The sequence below is a fragment of the Micromonospora sp. A202 genome (assembly GCF_006715105.1).
GTDB classification, from domain to species: Bacteria; Actinomycetota; Actinomycetes; order Mycobacteriales; family Micromonosporaceae; genus Micromonospora; species Micromonospora zamorensis.
On sequence record NZ_VFMP01000001.1, the window covers coordinates 2,918,008 to 2,942,842 of the forward strand.

Consider the following 24,835-nt stretch of genomic DNA (forward strand, 5'->3'; position numbering starts at 1 on the left):
GAACGAACCAGACAGGGTGATCCCGCTGACACAATATGGGATCGGGTGCCGAGGGGCGCTGGGTGCGGTGGGGACGGCACTAACCTGAACGGGTGCGGACTTCGTTGATGGATGTGCTGGCCGACCGGATTCTCATCGCCGACGGGGCGATGGGCACGATGCTGCAGGCCGCGGACCTCACGCTCGACGACTTCGACGGCCTCGAAGGGTGCAACGAGATCCTCAACGTCACCCGGCCGGACGTGGTGCGTGGGGTGCACGACGCCTACCTGGCCGCCGGCGCGGACTGCGTGGAGACCAACACGTTCGGCGCCAACCTGGCCAACCTCGCCGAGTACGACATCCCGCAGCGCATCCGGGAGCTGTCCGAGGCGGGCGCCCGCATCGCCCGGGAAGCCGCCGACGCGGCCAGCACCCCGCAGCGGCCCCGGTTCGTGCTCGGGTCGATCGGGCCGGGCACCAAGCTGCCCACCCTCGGGCACGCCGCCTACGCGACCCTGCGCGACGCGTACCAGGAGAACGCCGCCGGTCTGATCGTCGGTGGCGCGGACGCGCTGATCATCGAGACCTGCCAGGACCTGCTCCAGGTCAAGGCGGCCGTGGTCGGGTCGAAGCGGGCGATGGTCGAGCTGGGCCAGTCGGTGCCGATCATCTGCCACGTGGCGGTGGAGACCACCGGCACGATGCTGGTGGGCAGCGAGATCGGTGCGGCCCTGGCGGCGATCGAGCCGCTCGGGGTGGACCTGATCGGGCTCAACTGTTCGACCGGCCCGGCGGAGATGAGCGAGCACCTGCGATACCTGTCGCAGCACTCCCGCATCCCGCTGTCGGTGATGCCGAACGCCGGCCTGCCGGTGCTGACCGCCGACGGGGCATACTTCCCGCTGACTCCCGTGGAGCTGGCCGAGGCCCTGGAGCGGTTCATCACCGAGTACGGCGTGGGGCTGGTCGGCGGCTGCTGCGGCACCACCCCGGAGCACATCCGGGTGTTGTCCGAGCGGCTGCACGGCGTCACCGCCCCGGCCCGCGAGCCCCGGCACGAGGCGGGTGTCTCCTCGGTCTACCACCCGGTGCCGTTCGCCCAGGACGCGTCGGTGCTGATGGTGGGTGAGCGGACCAACGCCAACGGTTCCAAGGCGTTCCGGGACGCGATGCTCGCCGGCGACTGGCGGGCCTGTGTGGAGATCGCCCGCAGTCAGGCCCGCGACGGCTCGCACCTGCTCGACCTGTGCGTGGACTACGTCGGCCGCGACGGCACGCAGGACATGCGCGAGCTTGCTGGCCGGTTCGCCACCGCGTCGACGCTGCCGATCATGTTGGACTCCACCGAGCCGAACGTGGTGGAGGCCGGTCTGGAGATGCTCGGCGGCCGGTGCGTGGTCAACTCGGTGAACTTCGAGGACGGCGACGGCCCCGACTCCCGGTACGCGCGGGTGATGCCGATCGTCCGCGAGCACGGCGCGGCGGTGGTGGCGCTGCTCATCGACGAGGAGGGGCAGGCACGTACCCAGGAGTGGAAGGTCCGGGTCGCCGCGCGGCTGATCGACGACCTGACCGGCCGGTGGGGCCTGGACCGCTCCGACATCCTGATCGACGCGCTGACCTTCCCGATCGCCACCGGCCAGGAGGAGACCCGCCGCGACGGCATCGAGACGATCGAGGCGATCCGGGAGATCACCCGCCGCTACCCGGGCGTCAACTTCACGCTGGGCATCTCGAACATCTCGTTCGGGCTCAACCCGGCCGCCCGGCAGGTGCTCAACTCGGTGTTCCTGCACGAGTGCGTGCAGGCCGGTCTGACGTCGGCGATCGTGCACGCCAGCAAGATCCTGCCGATGTCGAAGATCCCCGAGGAGCAGCGCGAGGTCGCCCTGGACCTGGTCTACGACCGGCGCCGCGAGGGGTACGACCCGGTGCAGCGCTTCCTCGAACTGTTCGAGGGTGTCGACGTGACCAGCGCCCGGGCCAGCCGGGCGCAGGAGTTGGCGGCGCTGCCGCTGGACGAGCGGCTCAAGCGGCGGATCATCGACGGTGAGCGCAACGGCCTGGAAGCCGACCTGGACGAGGCGATGGCCGGCGGCCGGTCCCCGCTGTCGATCATCAACGACATCCTGCTGGACGGCATGAAGGTGGTCGGCGAGCTGTTCGGCTCGGGCCAGATGCAACTGCCGTTCGTGCTCCAGTCCGCCGAGGTGATGAAGACCGCCGTGGCCTACCTGGAGCCACACATGGAGACCGCGGAGGACGGCGGCAAGGGTCGCATCGTGCTCGCCACCGTGCGCGGCGACGTGCACGACATCGGTAAGAACCTGGTCGACATCATCCTGTCCAACAACGGCTACGAGGTGGTGAACATCGGCATCAAGCAGCCGATCAGCGCCATCCTGGACGCCGCCGAGCAGCACCGCGCCGACGCCATCGGCATGTCCGGGCTGCTGGTCAAGAGCACTGTCATCATGAAGGAAAACCTCGCCGAGATGGCCACGCGCGGGGTCGCGGAGCGCTGGCCCGTCCTGCTGGGTGGGGCGGCGCTGACCCGCGCGTACGTCGAGGACGACCTGCGGTCGATGTTCCCCGGGCAGGTGCACTACGCCCGGGACGCCTTCGAGGGGTTGTCCCTGATGGACAAGGTGATGACCGCCAAGCGTGGCGGCGCGCCGGTGATCGACCCGGAGCGGGAAGCGGCGCTCGCGGCGCGGCGGGCCCGCCGGGAACGGCAACGGTCCATGGTCAGCGAGTCCCTGCCGGAGCTGCACGACTCCTCGACCCGCTCCGACGTGGCAGTGGAGGTGGCCGTGCCCACCCCGCCTTTCTTCGGCACGCGGGTGATCAAGGGCGTGCCGATGGCCGACTACGCGGCGCTGCTCGACGAGCGGGCCACCTTCCGTGGGCAGTGGGGGCTGAACGGCGCCCGAGGCGGCAACGGTCCGTCCTACGACGAGCTGGTCGAGACCGAGGGCCGGCCGCGTCTGCGTTACTGGCTGGACCGATTGATCGCCGACCAGGTGCTGGAGGCAGCCGTGGTGTACGGCTACTTCCCCGCGTACTCCGAAGGCAACGACCTGGTGGTGCTCGACGAGAACGGGCACGCGGAGCGCGCCCGGTTCTCGTTCCCCCGCCAGCGCCAGGAGCGGCGGCTCTGCCTGGCGGACTTCTTCAAGCCCAAGGGCGACCAGCTCGATGTGGTCGCGTTGCAACTGGTCACCGTGGGCCAGCCGGTCAGCGAGTACGCGGCGAAGCTGTTCGCCCGCAACGAGTACCGCGACTACCTGGAGGTGCACGGCCTGTCCGTGCAGCTCACCGAGGCGCTCGCGGAGTACTGGCACCGGCGCATCCGGGCGGAGATGACCCTGCCCGACGGCCGTCCGCTGGGCCACGACGACCCGACGGACCTGGCCGGTCTGCTGCGCAACGACTACCGGGGCTGCCGGTACGCGTTCGGCTACCCGGCCTGCCCTGACCTGGAGGACCGGGCGAAGATCGTGGACCTGCTCGGATCGGAGCGGATCGGGGTCGAGCTGTCCGAGGAGTTCCAGTTGATGCCGGAGCAGGCCACCGACGCGATCGTGGTCCACCACCCGGAGGCCAGCTACTTCAACGCCAAGTAACGGGCGCACGTGCCCTGACCTGCGCAGCTGCCGGCCTCTGATCCGACAAGCTGATGTGCGCCGCAAATCCAGGTGAGGTGCGGCAGCTTCAGCACACTAGGCGCGGCAGGATGGGCCGCCGACGTAAGGCCTGCTGTGCCGATGTGGACTCGCTCGCCGTTGGCTGCCGCGACCAACGTCGTGGCGGGCACTGCGGCCCGTTTCGCAGGTCCTAGCTGGGATTGTTTCGTAGCTGCTCGTGGAGCTGGCCGACGGTATTGACCACCGCAACGAAGTCGAACGTCTGAATTTGATCAACGTCAAAACTGCCCGTGACGATCGGCGGTGGCGCGTTGGCGTAGATCTGGCTGGCGTCCAGGTGAAGCCCGCGCCGGTGGTATGCGGCCATGGCGAGAGGTCCCAGGAGGTACCTGTCCTGGCCACCCTCGGTGTCCAATTCGGCGGTTAGATCGGCACCTGAGTCCCACCCACGTACGAGCTGCCCTTCGAAGGTGTCGAGGAACCACCACGCCCCGTCGGCAGACTCAAGGAACACATCGCCGAACAGTGAGGTGAACCGCGGAGCCTTGCCGGCGAGATCCAACCAGCCCCATGACTCCAGCGCCCGAGCGTATTGCTGCTCACTGAACTGCTTGGTGAGTTCCACTGCGCCATTGGATCATGAGGCCGCTCAATCAGCCTCGGGACCGGCGTGACACGCCCGGCTAGACGATCTTGTTTCCCATGTTGCAGGCCTCAGCGTCGCATGGTTGATGCCCCTGGGAGGCTGAGGGGGTGGAAAAGTCTGCGTGGGCCGAGATATCAGCGCTGGTGGCAGCAGCTCCGTATCCGGTGGAGGTGCTGCCGGCCGACCCTGAGCGGGCAACGGCCTGCCTGACGGCCCTGGAAATCACGACCAGGTCGTGGCTCGGCGCGGTGGTGGCCAACAGTGGCGGGCTGGTGATCGATCACGGTTGGCTTCGGGTGCTCGGCGGTGGGCACGACGGGCTGCCGGATGTGGCTGCCGAGATGGATGCCGATGATGGTCGTCTGGTCGTTGCCTACGACGTGATGGGCGGACAGTTCGCGTGGTTGCCGGCAGAGCCAGGCGCGAGGCCGACGGTGCACTACTTCGGCCCGGAGGACCTGGCGTGGCATGATCTTGAGCTCGGGTATGGCGACTGGCTGCATGCGATGCTCGCTGGCGCGGTGACGCAGTTCTATGAGGGTTTGCGCTGGCCGGGGTGGGAAGCCGAGGCGGCCAGCGTCGCTCTGGATGAGGGGATCAGCGCGTTGCCGCCGCCGTGGACCAGGGAGGGGAAGGATCTCTCGGTGGTGTCCCGTAAGCCGATCCGGCTTGCTGAGCTCGTTTCGGTTCACCAGGAGTTTGCGCGTCAGCTCGGCTACCTCTAGAACACCGCTGCCTCTCCGGTCGACGGCCCGAACGCGGTGTCATCGTGGCGTCCTTCGGGCAGGCTCGGGTTGCGGACCTTGAACCGGGCGATCGGTTTGACGGTGGTGCGGGTGACCTCGGTGACGAGTTGGTCGCCGGCCATGCCTGGTCTCGCATGATGGTTGACGGAACGGCGTCGCAGGGATGCTTGACGCAGGATCGTGATCGATTTGATTGGTGTCCTGATGGTATGCCGGCCGGCTAATGCAGGTGCAAAGCGTCGATGAACTGGCTGAGAGTCGGTGTGACCTGCCGCCATGAGAGGTGTTGTTGAGCGAGTGTGGCGGTATCGGTGGCCAACACGCGTGGGTCTATCGGGCTGGTGCGATAGTCCAGCGCCACCGCGATGTCGTCGCCTGCGTAGCGGCATTCGGCGATGAAGACGGCCTGGTCCAGGTCGAGCCACGGCATGGCGATCGGCTGGCCCGCGCCGCCTCGACGGATTTGGAAGAACTGCATCGTGCCGGCGTCCAGCTGGGCGATGAGACGGTTGTGGAGGCACAGCTCGTCGATGGTGGTCATGAAGTCCAGCGGGTCGTCGAGCCAGGGGATCAGCTGGCGGAGGGCGCGGTCGCCAGGGTGCCGCCAGCGGCCGGAGTTGAGCAGGCGGATCAGCGGGCCAGGCAGCGGTAGACCGTTGACCTGCCAATCGTTGTTCACGGTGCGAAGTCCTTTCGGGCGGCGGTGATCTGATGCTGGGCCTTGGTGCGGTTCAGGTCGGTGGTGCTGAGGCGGGGAACGGCCTCGATCGGGGCATCGGCGTCTTAGACGGTGACGGCGTGCTCGCTGCCTCAAGCGCTACATCGTCCGCGACGTCCACACCGCCCTACGCACTGACTTCGCCGCACTCGCCCCTTGACCTCCATAGGAGCAGCGGGATGGCGCAGCGTCGTTGTGGGAGGACCCAGGATCGGTCAGCCTACCCACTGCTGTTCGCTCTGATCCGCCATCGAGCTGCGCTCCAGCCATGGCAGGCTCAGACGTCAGGGCTCCGGCGAAAGTCGGGTCACTAGACTCCGCGCATGCAGCATTGCCGACTTTCCTCCGCCAAACGCCCAGCGATCGGGGCTTTACTGCTGGTCTTGGCCGTAGCCGGCTGCAACTCCAAGGCGGAATCGTCCTCCGATGCCACGTGGTCGAGCCCTGACACCGTCGCTACCACGACCGCCTCCCGCGCTGCTTCCCCGCCAAGTCCCCGTGACGCCGAACCTTCCGCATCTTCCTCCCCCACCGCGGACGAGTCACAGGAGCCCAAAGCGGCACAGAGGACGCAGGCGCCGAGCGGGGGCGGCACCAAGTACAAGGCGTGTGCCGACGGCGACTGCAAAGTGTCCTTCTCCGGTTCGGTCAAATTCCCACTCGGCAGATGGACGGTGTCGTCCTCCGTGGAGGATGGCGGTGTCAGGGTGCGACTGACCGACGCCAATGGCGGGGGCGGCGGTGGCGGCTTCATGGCAGGCCCCGGGTGCAGTGTGGCGATACACGCCGACGGCGGCGGTCGAGTCGGATGCGACCAACCCGGAGCCGAGCCCAAACCGGGAGGGTGGGTCGTACACCTTTTGGAACTGGACGGGAACACCGCGGTCATCCGAGCGATCCTGGGCTGACAGTGCGGATCGCTGTCGCAGCCTGACTGTGCTGGGCTGTGGTCTGGTGGCCGTGCGTGTGACCCTCGGTCTGATTGGCTTCGTGCCTGTGAGCCGACTTGTCCACGCACGGTCACCGGCCCCCGGCCGGCCCCTTTGCCGGGTCCCTCGTCTAGCAGCTGCCATCACCTGTGTCACCACCGCTGCCCCCATCCAGTGGGGGGCTGAGCGGGAAGTCGCCGCACCGTGCTGAGGTTTCGTCGGCCTGGTTGCGGGCAGGCGCAGGCGTGCGCATCAACGTGGAGGAGCCAAGGTCCGCCGAACGGTTCTGGGAAGGGATGCGGGAGGTGGCTGCTGCCGCTGCCCGGCATCAAGACCCCGACCTGTACCACTCGATTGTCAAGATCGGCAGGGCTGCACTGTCTCAGGGCGTCGAGCTGGTGCCGTCGAGTGGACTCTTTCTGGTATGCCCTGTGTGTGAGGTCCTGGCGGGTCAGCGGTGCGTCAACGTGCCCAGGCACCCTCTGCAGGACAACGTTCTTCATGCGGAGCGGACGGAGTTGGCCGAGAAGGCGCTGAGGGGAGAGGTCCCCTTCCCCGATCCGCTTCGCTGACGTCTCCTGCCCGAACCCGCCGCGTGTCACGAGGACCGAGCTGCCACCGGGGCATGCTCGGCTCCTGCCGTGCACCTCGCGGAGCGCTGCGGCCGGAGGCGGTTGACGGTTGGAAGGCCGCCAGCGGATGATCCAGCGGTGTGTCGCTCGGCTCAGCGAGCCGGGAAGCTGGCCTCAATGGACAACATGATCGCCGTCATGTGGTGGCTTCAGGAGAGCGAATTTCATGAAGTTCCTTCTCACCTCGTCGGGCATCTGTAACCCGAGCATCTCGGACGCGCTCGTCGACCTGCTGGGCAAGCCGATCGCCGAATCCACGGCCCTGTTCATCCCCACCGCGGTCTACCCCTTCCCCGGTGGAGCTGAGAGGGCATGGAAGGCGATCCACGGCCAGGCTTCGATCCCGCTGTCCCAGCTCGGTTGGAAATCCCTGGGGATGTTGGAGCTCACCGCGCTGCCGACCATTCGAGAAGAGAACTGGGTCCCGGCGGTCCGGAAGGCTGATGCCCTCCTGGTCTGGGGCGGCGATGTGCTGTACCTGACCTACTGGCTGCGCCAGTCGGGCCTGGCCGACCTTCTGCCGTCGCTGAATGACACGGTTTATGTGGGGGTCAGCGCCGGGAGCATCGCGGTCACCCCGTACAACTGCGACGCCGAATTCGACAGTCAGTTCGTCCCTGACGGCAGCGACATGGCGCAGGACGCCGATCGGGCGCTGGGGCTGGTGGATTTCACGCTGTATCCCCACCTCAACCATCCGGAGATGGAGGACACCGAGCTGTCCAACATCCAGAAATGGGCGTCCGGAATCCCGGTCCCGACTTACGCCATCGACGACAACACCGCCATCAAGGTGGTCGATGGGACAGTTGAGGTCATCTCCGAAGGCGACTGGAGACTGATCAACCCCTGACCGAGACGGGCGTCATGGCCGCTCTCCAACGCCTCACCGATCGGGTAGGGCGCGAAGCCGGGCGGGATGAGCCACCCGCCGTCGGCCCGAAGGCCGGAATGCGCCCCGTCGGCGTACAACCACCAGGCCGGCAGGTCCGGCGGCAGCGGCCGGCCGACTGCCTCCTGCGCCGCCACGAGGTCGGCCTCAGACGCCGGCGGTCGTAGAGCCGCGCCGCCGCCGGACAGCTACCCCTTTGGAACCGGACGGTTGCGTCGAAAATACCCTTGCTGCGCCGCTCGCTCCACCCCGAGTTGACGCTCTGACTTGCGTATGCCAATAATAGTTGGCATGAGCCAAGGTGAGGTATGGGAGCTGAGCGGTGACCGGCTGGTCGAGGTCCTCGCCACGCTGGCCAGCCCGCACCGATTGCGTGTGCTCGCGGCGTTGGCCGGCGAACGCGCCTACGTCTCACAACTCGCCCGCGACCTGGGCATCAGCCGCGCGCTGCTCCAGGTGCACCTCAAGAAGTTGGAAAAGGCCGGGCTGGTCACCGCGCATCTGGAGTTGTCCCCGGACGGCAAGGCACTCAAGTACTACGAGGCCACCCCGTTCTCGCTGCACCTCACGCCCAACGTGGTGGCGGTCGCCGCCACGACCCTGAGCACCGCCGGAGACGGCGACGCCGTACCCAAAGGAAACAGTTAGATGGACATCGCCGCCTCGGTCTTCCTCATCGTCATCGCCGCCGTGGTCATCGCGGCCATCTGGTATGCCGGCGTCCGCAAGCGGGTCGCCGTCTCCGGCGAACTGCAGCGGCAGTACGCGGAGCAGGCCGCCGAGACGCAGCGCCTGCTCGCCGACATGGGCGCGCAGCTGGCCGATCTGAACCGACGCACCGCCGAGATGCACCGCATCCTCAAGGACGCCGAATGACCGCCGTCGGCCTCAGTCCGCCGGTCACGCTGGTCAACGTCCCCAACGCCATCACCGCCGTCCGGACCGCCATCTCGGTGGCGCTCGCCGTGGCGGCGCTGACCCACCGCAGCGTCCACCTGCTCGTCGCCGCATACCTGATCTACTGGATCGGTGACATCCTGGACGGCGCCGCCGCCCGGGCTCTGGGGCAGGAGACGCGCACCGGCGCGGTCTTCGACATCGTCGCCGACCGTGCCTGCACGTCGGCCTGTGCCGCCGCGCTGGTCGTGCTGCGGCCCGACACCGCCCTGCCGGTTGCGGTGTTCCTCGTCCAGTTCATGGTCATCGACCAGCTGCTGAGCCTGATGTTCCTGCGCTGGCCGCTGCTGAGTCCGAACTACTTCGCCAGCGTCGACCGCCGCATCTACCGGTGGAACTGGTCGCCGCCTGCGAAGGCGTTGAACACCGCCGCGGTGGTGATCCTGGCGATCGTCGCCCCGACGGCCGTGGCCGTCACGTTCGCCCTCGCGGTCGCAGCGGTGAAGGTCGTCTCGTTGGTCTGCGCCGCCAAGTTGCCGGCGGGCCTGCCGCACACCCGGCCATGATCGCCGTCCTGGCGGCTGCGGCCGTCGGGCTCCTGTCGGCCTTCCTGCCGTTCACACCGGCCGAGCCGTACCTGATCGCAGCCGTGGCGACGACCAGCGCGCCGTCGGTGGCGCTGGGTGTAGCTGCCGCGGCCGGTCAGACTGCCGGCAAGGTCCTGATCTTCCTCGCCGCGCGCGGCGCGATCCACTCGTCCTGGCTGCAAGGCCGGCTCAGCAAACGCACACCCGCCGTGCGGGAGCCGGCGGGGCGGCTGGCGACGATGCTCGCCCGCCCGAAGGCGGCCGGGGCGCGACTCGTCGAGGTGATGGAACGCCCCCGCCAGGCCACCGGGATGCTGCTGGTCAGCGCCATCACCGGGTTCCCGCCGTTGCTGGCCGCCAGCGTCTACCTGGGCCGTACACCCATGCGTTCCACGGCCTTCGCGGTGACCTGCCTGCTGGGCCGGACGATTCGCTTCGTGACGATCGCGCTGGCCCCGCACTTCGCCGGATACTGAGCGAGCGGCCTGGGCGGGCCGCCACCAGAGCGAATGCCCGAGCAACGGGCGTGGCCCGACGGGGGTTGGCCACTGACTGACGAAACCTGTGTCGAGAACGGCCGGGCGGCTCCGTCCCGGGGGAGGATGCGGCCACGGTACGAGGACATCTTTCGGCTCTGCTACGTCCGCGGTCCCGAGGGCATCATCGTCGGGCTGGCCGAACAGCTCAGGTGAGGGCCCAGCGGGGTGTGCGTGAGCGTCAGGCCTGGATCTCGTCCACCATCGTGTCCGCGTTCTCGAACGACTCGACAGTGCGGAACCCTTCAGCCACGTACAGCCGTCTGGCGACGTTTGCCCGCTCCACGCTCAGCGAGACCGTGTGAACGCCGCGCTCGCGCGCGGCGTTCAGGACGGCGCGCAGGAGGGCGCGGCCCACCCCCTGGCCCCGCCACGACTCCACCACACCGATGGTCAGCTCCGGCACGTCGTCGCTCACGTACCCGTAGCCCGGGTCGGCGGCGGTCAGGTACCGGAACCAGGCCGCCCCGATCGGCCGATCCGCCGGCTCCGTCGCGACCATCCCGAAGTCGTCGGGCCGCATCCAACCGGTGACGTAGTGCGCCAGCGCCGGGTCAGCCAGGATCTGCTCGCGAGGCCAGTTGCGCTCCGGCAACCAGTTCACTGCTGCCGCGAGCATGTCAACCAGGAACGCGCGATCTGCCGAGCTGGCCGCGCGGACACCGAAGTCCTTCACCGCCAAACCCTGCCACAGAGCTGGGCCCTCTGTCGATCATGGAGTTGTGGTGGTCGTGGTACCAACTGATGAGGCCGTTCTCGTTCCCCGCGTCGATGGCACGGCCGACATTCGGGGCCAGGGTGGATGCAGCCTCGCCGCACGGTCGGCGGGGGTCCTGGCAGCACTGTCGAAAGAGGTCGTCCGTGAGCGGGGAAGAGCAGCAGAACGGCAAGTGGGCGCCCTGGTGGATCTACGTCCCCATCATCCTCGGCAGCAACTACGTCAAGCAGTACCTGGTTCGGGACCTGCCCGTGGCGGTCAACGCCGTGATCACTCTTGTGCTGGTCGGCACGCTCTTCCTGATCATCACCGTGGTGTATCGCGGCATGAGACGCGTCGACCGGTAGCGACGTGGGAGCGGCCGCGGCGGGGGTTCTGGTTACGCTCACTGCATGTTCCGTGCGGCTCGGCCTGACGACCTGGCGCAGATCATCCGCCTCTACCGGCAGCTGAACCCGGACGATCCGGTGCTGGACGAGGACTCCGGCGCGGCGGTCTTCCGGCAGATCCTCGGCTCACCGGGGCTGCACCTCTTCGTCATCGAACTGGACGGGGCCGTCGTCGCCTCGACGTACCTCAACGTGATCCCCAACCTGAGCCGGTCGGCGTCCCCGTACGCCGTCATCGAGAACGTCGTCGTGGAGGAATCACGGCGAGGCACCGGTCTGGGGCGGCAGATCATGGCCGACACGCTCCAGGCGGCATGGGACGAGGGCTGCTACAAGGCGATGCTGATGACGGGTTCGCGCAACCCCGCGACGCACGGCTTCTACCGCGCCTGCGGGTTCTCGCCCGACGTCAAGACCGCCTATCTCGCCCGACCACCGGCCTAGGCCTGTCGGGCGAAGGTCTCCCGCAGCGCCGGATCCAGCGGCCGGCCGGTCGTCGGCTTGATGAACAGCTCGGCGAGCAGGAGATCGGCGAGGTAGCTGGGGTTGACGCCCGACTCCTTGCGGGCGAGGGCCTGCAGCGCGCCGCCGAGGCGCAGCGCGGCCTTCGCCGCGCCGGCCGGCAGCCGGGCGACCCGGCGGCGTCGGCCGACCGCGTCCGCGATGCGCGCGATCATGTCGGCCCAGGTCAGGTTCTCGTCGGCGACCGGAATGTCCGCGCCGCTGGCCTGCTCCAGGGCGTCGGCCGCGACCTCGGCCACGCTGCGGGCCGAGGCCGCGGCGCTTCCGCCGGTCGGCGCGACCAGAGGTGTACGGGAGCGGGCCCACCGGTCCAGCGGTCCGGCCCAGTTCGGCAGCCGGTCACCGGCCCGGCCGAAGACGAAGGGCAGTTCGAGGACGGCGACCGGCAGATCCGGGCCGGCTGCCGCGCGCCCCTCGCGGGCCTGCTCCAGCCGGCAACGGATGTACGTGTGACGCTCGGCGAGCCGCCACTGCGGATGCAGCCGGTCGAAATAGGTGTAGTACGACCCCATCACGACCCCGCGGGTGAGGCCCTCCAGGCGGGCGGCGGTGAACAGGCGTACCACCGGTTCGACGTTGTCGCGGCGGAACTCCGGATAGATCGGCTTGGGCAACGGCTTCTGCTCGTCGGTGCGGGTGGCGTACACGACACCGTCGTGCCCGGCGAGCAACGGCCGTAGCTCCTCGATCGAGGCGGACCCGACATCGAGCAGGTGGTCGACGCCCGGATGGGCGGTACGCGCCACAGTGGTGGTGGCGTGGCCGCGCTCGCGCAGCACGTCCACGACATGAGCGCCGACCAGGCCACTGCCACCCACCACGAGAATTCGCACGGTGCATCGTCCACTCTGGATCCGGGTCGTTGTCAAGCCGCCATGACTGCCACCGAGCTTGCAGTGCCGCAAATCCCGCCACCGGTGCCCGGTGCGCTCCGACGTCGCACCGCTCACGCCAAGCGCGAACAGCCGATCCAATGTGGTCAACTCGTGTACGGTCAGTGACGGTTGCCTGACTGCGGCACCCTACGCACCGTGCCGGAAACCGTCCTCACCAACCGGGGCCGGGTGCCGAAGGCGGGGTGCCATCGCGACGAACGGGGGAGACGATGCCGGAGCCGCGCGCCTTCTGGCTGGATGAGCAGTTCGACCGTGAGCACGGCACCGACGGGCGGGGCCGCTACGAGGCCGAGGTGCTGGGGCGGATCGACGAGTTCGCCGTGACCTGGGGTGACATCGCCCCGGTCGAGTTCGCGGCGACGGCCTGGAGGATCGCCGGCGAGCTGTCGCCCGGCTTCGTCCGCTGGCATCGGCGGATCGTGTCGGCGACCTGCACGCGAAGCCCGTGGGACGGCAGCATGGTCTGCGCCGTGACGGTGGTCTCCGGCTGGCCGGCCGAGCTCACCTGGACCAAGCAGTGGCAGCGCGACCGCGGCTGGCGAGACTGGCCCCAGCTGTTCGGCCAGTTCACCACACCGACGGAGCAGGATCAGACGCGAAGCCCGCACCTGCGGGCGATGCTCCAGGTGGAGGCACCGCTCCCGCTCGACGACCTGCCGCCCGCCCCGGACGGTCCGGACGACTCCGTGGCGCTCACCGCGCGCCGAGCCGTGGCGGTGCTGGCCCGGGAGCTCAACGACCTCCTCGCGCCGATGATCGGTCAGCTTGAGGCAGGGGTGCCGGCAGACTCCTGAGTCCGCACCCCGAGACGACGGCGAGAGGAACCGGGGCGGGCGGATGTCACCGCCCGCCCCGGACTCCCACTCTGGATCAGCGGGCCGGCCCGGCCACCGACCAGGCCGGGCTCCGTCGCTCAGCCAGTGAGGACGAACCTCTCCCAGGAGCCGACCGACGTGCGGTTGGCGATCAACGCCCCCGCCCCGGCGTCCTCGGCGGCCACGATCTGGTTGTTGGCCAGTGCCCGCAGGCCGACCGTCCCGTCCGAGTTGGTGATGATCTGGAAGGTCTCCCACGGTCCGACCGTCGTGCGGTTCGCGATCAACGGCTCCGCGCCCTGGTTCTCGGCGCAGACGAACAGCCCGTTGGCGCGTGACCGGAGGGCGATGTTGCCGTTGCCGGCGTCCACCCGGTCGAACTGCTCGGTCGTCGAGACGCTGGCCTTGTTGGCGATCAGCGGGTTGGTGCCGACCGCCGACACGTACTGGTTGTTGACCTGCGCCCGCAGCGTGATCCCCCCGCTGGGGGTGGTGGTGCCGGTGGTGAAGGTGAACGCGTCGACGTCGAACAGGTTGCCCGAGCCACCCTTGAAGACCAGGTACAGCGAGGTCGACGCGCTGGGCGGGTTGCTGATGGCGGTGGAGACGTCGACGAAGGTCTCCCAGCTACCGGTCACCGGCACCGTGGCGGTGCCCAGCAGGGATCCGGTCGCGGAGCCGGCACGGACCTCGATGGTGCCGCCGGCGCCGGCCGAGGAGACCCGGGCGGTGAACCGGGTCGCGTTGGACAGGTTGTACGGCTGGTACGAGATCCAGTCGTTGTTCTCGATGAACCCGGCGGTGCGGCCACCCTCGGCGTTGGTGTGGTCGGTGGGCTGGACGCCGGACTGGGCGCTGAAGTGCTCACCCTGCCGGTGCTTCGGTTGCAGGGTCTTGATGCTGTGCGTGGTGAGCCCACCGTTGTCGGTGTAGGCGGCGTCGAAGACGCCGTAGATGTTGGCCGCCGAGTCGTGCTCCCCGTCGGTCGGCACGGTGATCGAGCCGCTGCACCCGTTCTTCGAGGTGATCTGGTGGGCGTGGCTGTCGTGGCCCAGCGCGTACGTCAGGCTGACCTTGGAGCAGTCGATCGTGCCGTCCTGCGGGTCGCTCACCGAGATTTGGTACGGCACCGTGTCACCGAAGTTGAACAACTGCCCGTCGGTGGGCGCGGTCAGCGTCACCGTCGGGGCCGTGTTGCCGACGGTGATGACCAGGCTCGCCGTGCCGGACAGGCCGGTCGGGTCGGTGACCTTCAACGTGGGGGAGTACGTGCCGTTCGTGGTGTACGTCTTGGTGGGGTTGGCCGCCGTCGACGTGGTGCCGTCGCCGAACGTCCACAGGTAGCTCAGTGCCCCACCCTCGGGGTCGGAGCTGCCGGCCGACGAGAAGGTGATAGTCAACGGGTTGGCCCCCGACGTGGGGTTTGCCGAGGCGACAGCGATCGGGCTGCGGTTGCCACCACCGATGTATTCGATTCGGAACAGCGCCTGGTTGTTCGAGCCGGTGCCGTAGTCCAGCACGTAGAGCGCGCCGTCCGGGCCGAAGGCCATGTCCATGACCTGCGTGCCGCTCCACGGGAAGTTGGAGATCTCCCCCCGGGAGCCGTCGGAGTTGACCGCGATGGCCTTGATCCAGCGGCGGCCGTACTCGCCGGCGAAGAACTGGCCGTTCAGCGACGCCGGGAACTTGATGCTGGAGTTGAGCGAGGCGTCGTACCGGTAGACCGGCCCACCCATCGGCGACTCCGAGCCGCTGCCGAACTCCGACGGTGAGCCGGAGTCACCCGCGTACTTGATCCAGGCCGGCTTCGCCGCGGGCAGCGTGCCGAGCCCGGTGTTGCGGAACGAGTTGTTCGTCGGCCCGCCCGTGCAGTTGTACTTGGACTGCGAGGGCCCGGACGGGAAGGTGTATTCATTGTATGTTTCCGTGCTGGTGTTGGCGCCGGTGCAGTACGGCCAGCCGTAGTTGCCGGGCGCCGCGATGCGGTTGAACTCGACCTGACCCGACGGGCCACGGCTGGAGTTCGTGCTCCCGGCGTCGGGGCCGTAGTCGCCGAGGTAGACGACACCGGTCGCCTTGTCGACGCTCATCCGGAACGGGTTGCGCAGACCCATCGCGTAGATCTCCGGACGGGTGCCCGACGTGCCGGGCGCGAACAGGTTGCCCGACGGGATGGTGTACGTGCCGTCCGCCTGCGGCTTGATCCGCAGCACCTTGCCCCGCAGGTCGTTGGTGTTGCCCGCCGAGCGCTGGGCGTCGAACTGCGGGTTGCGGTTGGTCCGCTCGTCCAGCGGCGCGTAGCCGGACGACTCGAACGGGTTGGTGTCGTCGCCGGTGGTCAGGTACAGGTTGCCGGCGGCGTCGAAGTCCAGGTCACCGCCGACGTGGCAGCACTGCCCACGGTCGTTGGCGACCTGGAGCACGATCTTCTCGCTGCCCAGGTTGATAGTGTCGTCGCTGTTGAGCGTGAACCGGGACAGCCGCAGGTGTCCCTTCCACCGGTCCCAGTCAGACTGCGAGCCGGTGGTCGGTGCGTCCCCGGACGGCGTGCTCAACGTGGGCGAGTAGTACAGGTAGATCCACCGGTTGCTGGCGAAGTTGGGGTCGACGGCGACGCCCTGCAACCCCTCCTCGTCGTGGGTGTAGACCGGCAGGGTGCCGGACACCTTGGTGTTGCCGGCCACGTCGGTCACCCGCAGCACACCGTTGCGGGCGGTGTGGAGCACCGAGCGGTTGGGCAGCACGGCCAGGGACATGGCCTCACCCAGCTCGGCCGAGCCGGTGGCGAGTTTGACCTGCTGATAGTCGGAGGCGGGAATGACCGCCGCCTGGGCGGTCGACGGTGCGGCCACAGCCAGGGTCACGCTCGCGACGGTGGCGACCGCCGCGAGGAGAGCCCGGGGCCAGCGCCGGGGGTACGAAAGCATGATCGTCCTTTCTCGACGACCGGTGGACGGGCGCGCGGGGGCGCACCACGACCAGATGGGGATCGTGGGGAACGTGCGGGGGACCAGGTCAGCCGGTGACGAGGTCGAACTTCTCCCACTGACCGATGGAGGTCCGGTTGGCGATCAGCGCGGAGGCGCCCGCGTTCTCGGCGGCGACGTAACGGTTGTTCACAGTGGCCCGCAGGCTCACCGTGCCGTCGGAGTTGCGCACGAGCTGGAACGTCTCCCACGCGCCAGCGGTGGCCCGGTTGGCGATCAGCGCGGCGGCACCGGCGTTCTCGGCGGCGACGAACTGCCCGTTGCCCTTGGAGCGCAGCGCCACGTTGCCGTTGGCGAGGTTGACCAGGTCGAACCGCTCGGTGGTGCCGACGCTGCTGCGGTTGGCGATCAGCGCGGTGGTGGCGTTGAGCGCGCTGACGTACTGGTTGTTGGCCCGGGCCCGCAGCGTGGAGCCGCTCGGCGGCGGGGTCGTGGTGCGCGGCGAGCAGTCTGCCGTGACGGAGCCCGCGGCGACCTGGAGGCCGCCGAGCAGCATCCGGGTGAAGTTCGGGTCGGTGTACGACGCCTCGGTGTGCCCGAGGCCCGTGTACCAGGCCCGTCCGCCGCCGTACGCCTTGCACCAGGTGATCGGGTGGTCGCCGCTCATGTTGCCGCCGCTGTAGGACGACTCGTCGAGGCTGGCCAGGACCCGCGCGCTGGACCGGGGGTTGGTGCGGTAGTTGTACCACTCGTCGGAGCGGACCCAGGTGTCGCTCAGGTGGGCGGTCGACGGGTTCGTCCGGTCCTCGATCTTCACGGTCGCGGTCTGGATCGCCGGGTGCGAGTCGAACCATGCACCGACCAGCGAGCCGTACCACGGCCAGCTGTACTCGGTGTCGGCGGCTGCGTGCACGCCGACGTACCCGCCACCTTCGGCGATGTACGACTCGAAGGCCGTCTGCTGGCTGGCGTTGAGGACGTCACCGGTCGTCGACAGGAAGACCACCGCCTGGTACTGGGCCAGGTTGCTGGTGGTGAACTGGGCGGCGTCCTCGGTCGAGGTCACGGTGAAGCCGTTGGCCGAGCCGAGCTGCTGGATCGCGGCGATGCCGTTCGGGATGGACGAGTGCCGGAAGCCGGCGGTCTTGCTGAACACCAGGACCTTGGTCAGCGGTGCCGCCGAGGCTGGCGTCGGAAGGGCCACCAGGCTGGTCAGGAACACGGCGAGGCCGGTGACGAGTGCTAACAGACGGGGACGGGAACGCATGCTCTTGCTCCTCTGCTGAGCGTCGACCCGGGCGCGCGTCACGGAGCTGTGGGGGCTCGCCGGGGCCGAGATGGCGGTGGTACGGAGCCGGGCCGCCGATGCTCGGCTGAGATGGTGCGGGGTGGTGCCGTGCCGGTGGGGATCGTCCTGCGGGGGAGCGCGACGCTGCGCAGTGCGGGTTGCCGTGCCGGTGCTCCCCGCCCGCCGAGGGGGGAGCGTCGCGCCGCTGCCGACAGTGCCAGGAGACGGCTGGCGCGACGGCGACGACATGTTCACGATGGCAGCGACGACGACCTCAGTCGGCCAATGTGGACGATCGAAGCTCATCGACATGCATCGCTGACGCAGTAAACCTCCGATGTCTGCGCTCCGTCAAGCCCGTGTCCGTCGGCTACCACCCACTGGGCGGTGCCACCGGGACTCTTCAGCCCGGTACGGCCGCAGGCGCGAGCGCCAGCTGTTTGATCTGGCGCAGCATCAGCGCGGTCTCGACGGTGCGGATGCCGTCCAGAGCGCCGATCTTGTCGTTCAGGTACGCGTACAGCTCCTCGGTGCCACGGCAGCGGACGGCAGCGATGATGTTGGTTTGGCCGGTGGCTGCGGCGGCGAACTCCACCTCCGCGTGCTCGGCGAGCGCGTGCCCGGCCGCGGCCAGCGCGGACGGCGCCACGGTCAGCCACAGCATCGCGCCGATCTCGCGGCCCACGTGTTCCGGCAGATACTGCACGGCGAAGTAGAGCGCGCCGTTGCCGCGCAGCCGGTCCAGGCGGCGCCGCACCACGTCCTCGGACTGGCCGCACGCTCTCTGCAGGTCGGCGAGGCCGGTCCGGCCATCCCGGAACAGCGCGGCGAGCAGCGCCTCGTCGGTGTCGTCGACCGTGACGGTGCCCGGGGCGGCCGCGTCCAGCGGCGCGGGGCGCAGCGCCGCCTCCTGCTCGGCGCTGAGGGCATTGGCCTTCTGCAGCCAGCGCAGGGGACCGCCGTAGAAGCGGTGCAACAGGCAGTGTGCGCTGAACCCGATCACCCGTGGGGTGCGCTGCAACCGGCCCAGCAGCAGTTCGTCGCGGGCGGCGCGACTGCGGGGCCTTATCTCGCAGACCACCTCACTGCCGCCGGAGATCAGCGCGACGTAGGAGGTGTCCGGTCGGCGGGCGAGGGCGTCGGCCAGCCGTTCGGACATGTCCGGGGTGCACCGGAGCCGGACGATCCAGTTGGAGCGGCCGACTCGGCTCTCGTCGGTCATGCCCAGCACGCGTAGCCCCGCCTGGGTTTGCAGGCGGCGGAAACGGCGGGCGACGGTCTGATCCGAGACGCCGAGGGCGGCGGCGATTCGGCTGAAGGGGGCGCGACCGTCGAGTTGCAGGGCCTGCAGCAGTTGCAGGTCGAGCTGGTCCAGGGAAGGAGTCACGGTCTTCCTGATCGTCGTCGGCGTCACCAGCGTAGGAGCCGGTGACGCCGCCGTCCTTCGGTTGGCGAGGTCAGGCCGGGACGGATTCGGGTCGCTGGGCGGCTGGCTGTGGGTCGCGTACCGGGCGCGGGTGGCCCAGCAGGAGGACCGCGGCCAGGGCGGCGATGAGCATCAGCGTGGCCGACACGCTCAGGGACAGGTGGAAGCCGTCGAGGAACGCCTTGTCGAGGGCGTTCAGAGCGACGTCCCGCTGAGCGCCGTAGTCGACGGCGGCGACCGCCTGGAAGCCACTGTCGTCCATCGCCGCGGTCGCGGCCTGCTGGTGGTCGTCGCTGACCCCGGCGTCGGCGAGGTGTCCGGGCAGGGAGCTGGCCGCCCTGCTGGTCAGCAGGGCGCCCAGGACGGCGGGGCCGAGCGCGCCGCCGACCTGGCGGAAGGCGTTGTTTGCCGCCGCGGCCATGCCGGCCAGCTGGAACGGTACGGAGCTGACCGCGGTCGCGGTCATCGGGGTAAGCACCGCGCCGAGGCCCAGCCCGAACAGCGCGAGCCGCCAGCTCAGCTGCCCGAAGGACGTGTCGGCGTCGACGCCGCTGAGGAGGAACAGGGCGATCGCCGCGATGAACAGGCCGGCGCTGAGCAGCCAGCGCACGTGCACGCGGTGCATGAGGCGGCCGATCAGCGGCCCCACGACGACCGGGACCGCCGTGTTGGTCAGCAGCCGCAGCGCCGCTTCCATGGTCGACAGCTGCTGGACCAGGCCGAGGTAGAGGCTGAGCACGAAGATGCTGCCGATCACGCCCATGAAGCTGACCGCGGCGATCACGGCGGTGGCGTTGAACCCGCGGCTGGCGAACAGGGCGGGGCTCAGCATCGGCGAGTCGCTCCGCCGCTCGATCACGAGGAACGCGGCGAGGCTGAGCGCGGCCACGGCGAACGCCAGGAGCACGACGGGGTCGGTGAACGAGCCGGCGCCGCCCTCGATGACGGCGAAGACCAGAGCGACGATGGCCAGGGCGGCGGTGATCTGTCCCGGCCAGTCCAGGTGCCGCTTTCCCGGCGCCCGCGAGTCGGTCACCAGCGGAATGGCGATCAGGGCGGTGAGCAGGGCGAGCGGGATGGCCGGCAGGTAGATCCACCGCCAGGACGCGTGCTCGAGGATCCCCCCTGCGAGGAGTGGGCCGAGCGCGAGGGCGAGCATCAGGGAGGTGGCCCAGAGACTGATGTAGCGGCCGCGCTTCCTCGGGTCCGGCACGGCGTGGCTGATCAGCGCCAGCGTGGCGGGCAGCAGAGCGGCCGCGCCCACACCGGCCAGCGCCTGGCCGACCCAGACCATCGCGATCGACTGCGCCGACAGCGCGACGGACGCGCCGATCGCGCAGAACAGCAGGCCGGCCTGGAAGACCTTCTTGCGCCCGTGCACGTCGCCGAAGACGCCGGCCGTCAGGATCAGGGCGGCCATCGGCAGGACGAAGGCGTCCGACACCCAGGACAGGTCGGCGGTCGACGCGTTCAGCCCTCGTTGAATCGCCGGCAGGCTGACCGACACCGTCGTCACCGGCAGATATGCGACGAACACCCCCAGGCAGGCCATGACCAGTGTCGCGCCGAGCCGGTCTCCCGACGCCTTGTCCGTTGTTGCCATCTGCGCGCAGCTCCTCTTCGGCGGACCGGGTGTCCGGCCGACGTGTCAGCATCCGTGCCGTTGAGGTGCGTCGCCCGCCGATCGCGTCGAATCCCGGAATACCGACGGATCGCCCCCCGGAGGCGAGGCTTTCCGACATTCCCGGGCCGTCGGCGGGAGCTGAGCCCGTGGGCGAACCGGAGGCAGGGGAGTCCTGGGGACTCTGCGGGGATCGGAGAGCGGGGTCAGGTGCCGGTGCTGGTCCGGTGGCCCCGGTGCGACGCCGCGGGAGCAGCTGCGGCGAGTGCGGTCCGGACGGTTTCCGCCATCGGGTCGCCCGGGTGCTCGATCCAGTGCTGGACGGCGACCCGGAGGATGGCCAGGAAGGTCGCGGCCAGGAGGCGGGAGCGCAGTGCCACGTCGTCGTCGGTGAGCCGGTGGGCGAGTTCCGCGGCCAGCTCGCGCTCGATCGCGGCGTACGCCGCCACCTGGTGTGGGGCCAGACCGGGGTGCCCGCGCAGCTTCCGGCGTTGGGTCAGCCAGGAGGGCTCGGAACCGCCGAAGACCTCCTCGGTGAGGCGCTCGGCTGCCCGGCTCAGGACGGTCCACGGCGCCTCGTCAAGGGGCTGTTCGCGGATCAGCTGCAACAGCCGGTGCAGGCGCATGGTGTCGCCGTGGAAGAGGGCCTGCTCCTTGTTCGAGAAGTAGTTGGAGAAGGTCCGCCGCGAGACGTTGGCGGCGTCGGCGATGGCCTCGACCGTCACCGCGTCGATGCCCTCGTCGGCGGCGAGACGGAGGGCCGCCTCGTGCAGGGCGAGACGGGTGGCCGCCTTCTTGCGCTCCCGCAGACCGGTCGTCTCGTCCATCGCACCGAGGGTACGTGCGGGTGAGCGACTTCTCAATGAGCAAACTTGCCTAGTGGGCAAGATCGGTGAATGCTTGCTTGAGGCAACCAACTCTCGTGTGGGAGCAGACGTGGAAAGCGGCGCTAGTGAACTCGGCCTTCGCCTGTACGACCTGGTCAGAAGCGTTCGACTGCTGAAGCAGCGCCGGGCTGACGAACGCCCGGCGATTCCGGCGGGCATGCTCGGCATGCTCGTGCAGATCGATCAGCTCTCCAGCGACTGCCACGCCCGGGACCTGGCCGACCGCACTCGGCTGGACGCGTCGACCGTCAGCCGCTCGGTCGCGGCGCTCGTCGCGCACGGCCTGGTCGAGCGGCGGCCGGACCCGACCGACAGGCGGGCGACCTTCCTGGCGGTCACCCCGGCCGGCCGTGAGGCCCTGGCCGACAGCCACCGCTGGTACGGCGAGGTGCTCGAACGAGCTCTCGCCGACTGGACTCCCGACGAGGTGGCGGCGCTCAGTGCCGCCCTCGGCCGGTTCACCGGCGACATCGAGGTCGCCCTCGGAAACAACGACAACGACAACCTGGAGGCCGCGCGATGAGCGCACCCACCATCACGGCCGGCGCTGAGCCGATGACCCATCGGCGGACACTGGAAGCGCTCAGTGGCCTGCTGCTGGTGCTCTTCGTCGCGATGTTGAGCAGCACGGTCGTCTCGACCGCGCTACCGAAGATCATCGGATCGCTGAACGGCTCGCAGACCCAGTACACCTGGGTGGTCACCGCGACCCTGCTCACCGCGACGGCTACGACCCCGATCTGGGGCAAACTGGCCGACCTGTTCAACAAGAAGCTCCTCATCCAGATCGCCATCGTGGTCTTCCTGGTGGGCTCGGTCATCGCGGGCTTCTCGCAGAGCGCCGGCCAGCTCATCGCCGCCCGCGCGTTCCAGGGCATCGGGGTCGGCGGCCTGCAGGCGCTCGTCCAGGTGGCGATCGCGGCCATGATCCCGCCACGCGAGCGGGGCCGCTACAACGGCTACCTCGGTGGCGTCATGGCGGTCGCGACGGTCGGCGGCCCGCTGCTCGGCGGCCTCATCGTCGACACGTCCTGGCTCGGCTGGCGCTGGTGCTTCTTCGTCGGCGTGCCGGTGGCCGCCATCGCGCTGATCCTGCTCCAGGCCACCCTGCACCTGCCGACCGCACGCCGGGAGAACGTCAAGATCGACTACCTGGGTGCCAGTCTCATCGCCGCTGGCGTCAGTCTGCTGCTGATCTGGATCTCCTTCGTCGACAGCTCGTTCGCCTGGGCCTCCTGGCAGACCGCGGCCATGGTGGGCGGCACGCTCGTCCTGCTGGCACTGGCGGTCTGGGTCGAGTCGCGCGCTGCCGAGCCGGTCGTCCCGCTCGGCATCGTGCGTCAGCACACCACCGCGCTGGCCATCCTCGGCAGCCTCGCGGTCGGCATGGCCATGTTCGGCGGCGCTGTCTTCCTCGGCCAGTACTTCCAGATCGGCCGCGGCTACAGCCCGACCGAGGCAGGCCTGCTCACCATCCCGATGATGGCCGGTGTCCTCGGCTCCTCGATCGTCGCCGGTCGGCTGATCACCAAGAGCGGAAAGATCAAGCCGTACATCGTCGCCGGCTCGATCCTCCTCGTCGCCGGGTTCGCCCTGCTCGGCACCATCGACCACAAGACCTCGCTCGTCCTGGTCGGCGCCGCCATGTTCATCGTCGGTGTCGGCGTCGGTATGACCATGCAGAACCTCGTTCTCGCCGTTCAGAACACGGTCTCGCTCAAGGACATCGGCGCGGCCAGTTCCAGCGTCGCGTTCTTCCGGTCGCTCGGCGGCACCATCGGCGTCTCCGTTCTCGGTGCCGTCCTCGCCCGCCGGGTCAGCGACCAGATCACCCACGACCTCGCCGCCGCCGGGATCCCCACCTCCGGCAGCGCGGGTGGCAGCAGCAACCTCAACATCACCGCCCTGCCCGAGCAGGTCCAGGACATTGTCCGGGCCGCGTACGGTGACGCCACCGGACACATCTTCCTCATCTCCGCCGCCATCGGGGTCGTCGGCATCGTCGCCGCGCTCCTGCTCAAGCCGATCACTTTGCGGACCAGCCTCGACCTGCCGGACGCCGCCACGTCGACGGCCGTCGGTGCCGACGCGATCGACGGCGCTCCCGCCTTCGACCAGGTGCGCGTCGACACCACGGACGACGGATCGACCCCCCGACGCTGACGTCGGGCCGTCCGACCCGGGGCCGCCGCCGTCCGAAGACGGCGGCGGCCCCGGTCTGTCCAGCCAGGGCCGCTACCAGCGAACGTCACCGAATCGAGGGGTCTGTGGATACCGCGGAGCTGCCAGCGGCGCGGCCGGCGGCACCCACCCGGCGAGCCGCCGCACTGCGCCGGGCTCTACGTGAGCTGGGGCTCGTCGCCGCACTGTTTCTCATCTACAAGGCGGCTCGGGTGGCGGGAGCCGACCGGGTGTCGACCGCTGTGGGAAACGGGGAATGGATCTGGCGGGTCGAGCGCCTGTTCCACCTGCCCGACGAGGCCGCCTTCCAACGTCCGCTGCTCTCCCACGAGCTGTTGGTGCACCTGGCCAACGGCTACTACGCGTACGTGCACTTCCCCGCCACGGTCCTCTGTCTGATCTGGCTGTACGTACGACACCCCGTGCGTTATCTCTGGACGCGTCGCATGCTCGCCGGGCTCACCGCAGCCGCACTGGCGCTGCACTTCCTGGTCCCGCTGGCACCGCCGCGACTGACCGCCCTGACCGGCATGGTGGACACGGGCAGCCGTTACGGGCCCGCCGTCTACGGCCCACCCGACACGGACGCGTTGAGCAACCAGTACGCCGCCATGCCCTCCCTGCACGTCGGCTGGGCTCTCGCCGTGGCCGTCGCGCTCATCGCGGTGACCGGCGGACGCCTGCGGTGGCTGTGGCTGGCGCACCCGCTCGCCACCCTGCTGGTGGTGGTGACCACTGGCAACCACTACTGGCTCGACGGCATCGTCGCGGCCGTGCTGCTCGCCATGGTCTGCCTGGTGCTGCCCAGGCCCCGCACCGGCGACCAGCCCACCCACCCGCCGACGCGGCGCCCGGGCGGATGGCCCCGCCAGCGCGTACCGGCTCCGCAGGCGCCGCCCGCTCACCCAGCCGGGCGAGCCGACGCTGGTGACGTCGTGCGAACGCCATGACCG

Annotated in this window: 24 protein-coding genes; 14 read left to right on the top strand and 10 right to left on the bottom strand. The window is 69.4% G+C overall.

From position 1 onward, the window contains the following. Window positions 1-107 precede the first annotated feature (107 nt). A complete protein-coding gene (gene metH / locus FBZ33_RS13530; RefSeq protein ID WP_370453087.1) occupies window positions 108-3,608 on the top strand; it encodes a methionine synthase in 3,501 nt (1,166 codons plus the stop codon). A gap of 211 nt (window positions 3,609-3,819) precedes the next feature. On the opposite strand, the gene FBZ33_RS13535 is transcribed toward metH, so the two are convergent. Next, the gene (locus tag FBZ33_RS13535; protein ID WP_141909311.1) at window positions 3,820-4,254 is read right to left on the bottom strand and encodes a hypothetical protein; all 435 of its coding nucleotides are present in this window, start codon (window positions 4,252-4,254) and stop codon (window positions 3,820-3,822) included. A 128-nt stretch (window positions 4,255-4,382) separates the two neighbouring features. On the opposite strand from FBZ33_RS13535, the gene FBZ33_RS13540 reads away from it, so the two are divergent. Beyond that, window positions 4,383-5,000 carry a DUF2625 family protein gene (locus tag FBZ33_RS13540; RefSeq protein ID WP_141909312.1) on the top strand — a complete coding sequence of 206 codons (618 nt, stop codon included), beginning with the start codon at window positions 4,383-4,385 and terminating at the stop codon, window positions 4,998-5,000. Here FBZ33_RS13540 and FBZ33_RS32755 read toward each other — a convergent pair. After that, a complete protein-coding gene (locus FBZ33_RS32755; protein WP_185755294.1) occupies window positions 4,997-5,143 on the bottom strand; it encodes a hypothetical protein in 147 nt (48 codons plus the stop codon). The genes FBZ33_RS13540 and FBZ33_RS32755 overlap by 4 nt on opposite strands. A gap of 98 nt (window positions 5,144-5,241) precedes the next feature. Further along, on the bottom strand, window positions 5,242-5,700 hold the full coding sequence (locus FBZ33_RS13545; protein WP_141909313.1) for a hypothetical protein: 459 nt from the start codon (window positions 5,698-5,700) through the stop codon (window positions 5,242-5,244). Window positions 5,701-6,913: 1,213 nt separating this feature from the next. Here FBZ33_RS13545 and FBZ33_RS13550 point away from each other — a divergent pair. The 6 genes from FBZ33_RS13550 to FBZ33_RS13575 all read left to right on the top strand — a co-directional run bounded on the left by FBZ33_RS13550 (window position 6,914) and on the right by FBZ33_RS13575 (window position 10,152). Next, window positions 6,914-7,240, top strand: coding sequence for a hypothetical protein (locus tag FBZ33_RS13550; RefSeq protein WP_141909314.1), 327 nt, complete (start codon window positions 6,914-6,916; stop codon window positions 7,238-7,240). A 226-nt stretch (window positions 7,241-7,466) separates the two neighbouring features. Further along, window positions 7,467-8,153 carry a Type 1 glutamine amidotransferase-like domain-containing protein gene (locus FBZ33_RS13555; RefSeq protein WP_141909315.1) on the top strand — a complete coding sequence of 229 codons (687 nt, stop codon included), beginning with the start codon at window positions 7,467-7,469 and terminating at the stop codon, window positions 8,151-8,153. A 330-nt stretch (window positions 8,154-8,483) separates the two neighbouring features. Next, on the top strand, window positions 8,484-8,840 hold the full coding sequence (locus FBZ33_RS13560) for a winged helix-turn-helix domain-containing protein (protein WP_141909316.1): 357 nt from the start codon (window positions 8,484-8,486) through the stop codon (window positions 8,838-8,840). Next, complete coding sequence (locus FBZ33_RS13565; RefSeq protein WP_088948075.1) at window positions 8,841-9,068, top strand: hypothetical protein; 228 nt, start codon at window positions 8,841-8,843, stop codon at window positions 9,066-9,068. Continuing rightward, on the top strand, window positions 9,065-9,655 hold the full coding sequence (locus FBZ33_RS13570; RefSeq protein WP_141909317.1) for a CDP-alcohol phosphatidyltransferase family protein: 591 nt from the start codon (window positions 9,065-9,067) through the stop codon (window positions 9,653-9,655). The genes FBZ33_RS13565 and FBZ33_RS13570 overlap by 4 nt, the downstream gene beginning before the upstream one ends. Continuing rightward, entirely contained in the window at window positions 9,652-10,152 is a 501-nt protein-coding gene (locus tag FBZ33_RS13575; RefSeq protein WP_141909318.1) for a hypothetical protein, read from the top strand. Before FBZ33_RS13570 ends, FBZ33_RS13575 begins: the two co-directional genes overlap by 4 nt. A gap of 241 nt (window positions 10,153-10,393) precedes the next feature. Here the strand turns inward: FBZ33_RS13575 and FBZ33_RS13585 are convergent, their stop codons facing one another. Continuing rightward, window positions 10,394-10,888, bottom strand: a complete 495-nt coding sequence (locus FBZ33_RS13585; RefSeq protein ID WP_141909319.1) for a GNAT family N-acetyltransferase — start codon at window positions 10,886-10,888, stop codon at window positions 10,394-10,396. A gap of 185 nt (window positions 10,889-11,073) precedes the next feature. Between FBZ33_RS13585 and FBZ33_RS13590 the strand changes: the two genes are divergently transcribed. Together FBZ33_RS13590 and FBZ33_RS13595 are read left to right on the top strand one after the other, a co-directional pair. Then, complete coding sequence (locus tag FBZ33_RS13590) at window positions 11,074-11,277, top strand: hypothetical protein (protein ID WP_141909320.1); 204 nt, start codon at window positions 11,074-11,076, stop codon at window positions 11,275-11,277. 45 nt (window positions 11,278-11,322) lie between these two features. Next, window positions 11,323-11,763 carry a GNAT family N-acetyltransferase gene (locus tag FBZ33_RS13595; RefSeq protein ID WP_141909321.1) on the top strand — a complete coding sequence of 147 codons (441 nt, stop codon included), beginning with the start codon at window positions 11,323-11,325 and terminating at the stop codon, window positions 11,761-11,763. Here the strand turns inward: FBZ33_RS13595 and FBZ33_RS13600 are convergent. After that, complete coding sequence (locus tag FBZ33_RS13600) at window positions 11,760-12,674, bottom strand: NAD(P)-dependent oxidoreductase (protein ID WP_141909322.1); 915 nt, start codon at window positions 12,672-12,674, stop codon at window positions 11,760-11,762. The two genes, FBZ33_RS13595 and FBZ33_RS13600, sit on opposite strands and share 4 nt — an antisense overlap. A 272-nt stretch (window positions 12,675-12,946) precedes the next feature. On the opposite strand from FBZ33_RS13600, the gene FBZ33_RS13605 reads away from it, so the two are divergent. Further along, window positions 12,947-13,531: a hypothetical protein gene (locus tag FBZ33_RS13605; protein WP_088948084.1), complete on the top strand. Its 585-nt coding sequence runs from the start codon at window positions 12,947-12,949 to the stop codon at window positions 13,529-13,531. Window positions 13,532-13,650: 119 nt separating this feature from the next. Here FBZ33_RS13605 and FBZ33_RS13610 read toward each other — a convergent pair whose 3' ends face one another. The 5 genes from FBZ33_RS13610 to FBZ33_RS13630 all read right to left on the bottom strand — a co-directional run bounded on the left by FBZ33_RS13610 (window position 13,651) and on the right by FBZ33_RS13630 (window position 21,641). After that, window positions 13,651-16,479 (bottom strand): PQQ-dependent sugar dehydrogenase, encoded by a 2,829-nt coding sequence (locus FBZ33_RS13610; protein WP_141909323.1) that lies wholly within the window; start codon window positions 16,477-16,479, stop codon window positions 13,651-13,653. An 88-nt stretch (window positions 16,480-16,567) separates the two neighbouring features. Beyond that, window positions 16,568-17,746, bottom strand: a complete 1,179-nt coding sequence (locus FBZ33_RS13615) for a ThuA domain-containing protein (RefSeq protein WP_141909324.1) — start codon at window positions 17,744-17,746, stop codon at window positions 16,568-16,570. Between the two features lie 424 nt (window positions 17,747-18,170). After that, window positions 18,171-19,154, bottom strand: a complete 984-nt coding sequence (locus tag FBZ33_RS13620; protein WP_221629464.1) for an Lrp/AsnC family transcriptional regulator — start codon at window positions 19,152-19,154, stop codon at window positions 18,171-18,173. A 70-nt stretch (window positions 19,155-19,224) separates the two neighbouring features. Next, window positions 19,225-20,796 (bottom strand): MFS transporter, encoded by a 1,572-nt coding sequence (locus FBZ33_RS13625; protein ID WP_141909325.1) that lies wholly within the window; start codon window positions 20,794-20,796, stop codon window positions 19,225-19,227. Window positions 20,797-21,020: 224 nt separating this feature from the next. After that, the gene (locus FBZ33_RS13630; RefSeq protein ID WP_141909326.1) at window positions 21,021-21,641 is read right to left on the bottom strand and encodes a TetR/AcrR family transcriptional regulator; all 621 of its coding nucleotides are present in this window, start codon (window positions 21,639-21,641) and stop codon (window positions 21,021-21,023) included. A 109-nt stretch (window positions 21,642-21,750) separates the two neighbouring features. On the opposite strand from FBZ33_RS13630, the gene FBZ33_RS13635 reads away from it, so the two are divergent. The 3 genes from FBZ33_RS13635 (at window position 21,751) to FBZ33_RS13645 (ending at window position 24,832) form a co-directional block, all read left to right on the top strand. Beyond that, window positions 21,751-22,224 carry a MarR family winged helix-turn-helix transcriptional regulator gene (locus FBZ33_RS13635; protein ID WP_221629465.1) on the top strand — a complete coding sequence of 158 codons (474 nt, stop codon included), beginning with the start codon at window positions 21,751-21,753 and terminating at the stop codon, window positions 22,222-22,224. Next, window positions 22,221-23,864, top strand: coding sequence for an MDR family MFS transporter (locus FBZ33_RS13640; RefSeq protein ID WP_141909327.1), 1,644 nt, complete (start codon window positions 22,221-22,223; stop codon window positions 23,862-23,864). The genes FBZ33_RS13635 and FBZ33_RS13640 overlap by 4 nt, the downstream gene beginning before the upstream one ends. A 104-nt stretch (window positions 23,865-23,968) precedes the next feature. Next, on the top strand, window positions 23,969-24,832 hold the full coding sequence (locus FBZ33_RS13645) for a phosphatase PAP2 family protein (protein WP_255508845.1): 864 nt from the start codon (window positions 23,969-23,971) through the stop codon (window positions 24,830-24,832). The last annotated feature ends 3 nt before the right edge of the window (window positions 24,833-24,835 follow it).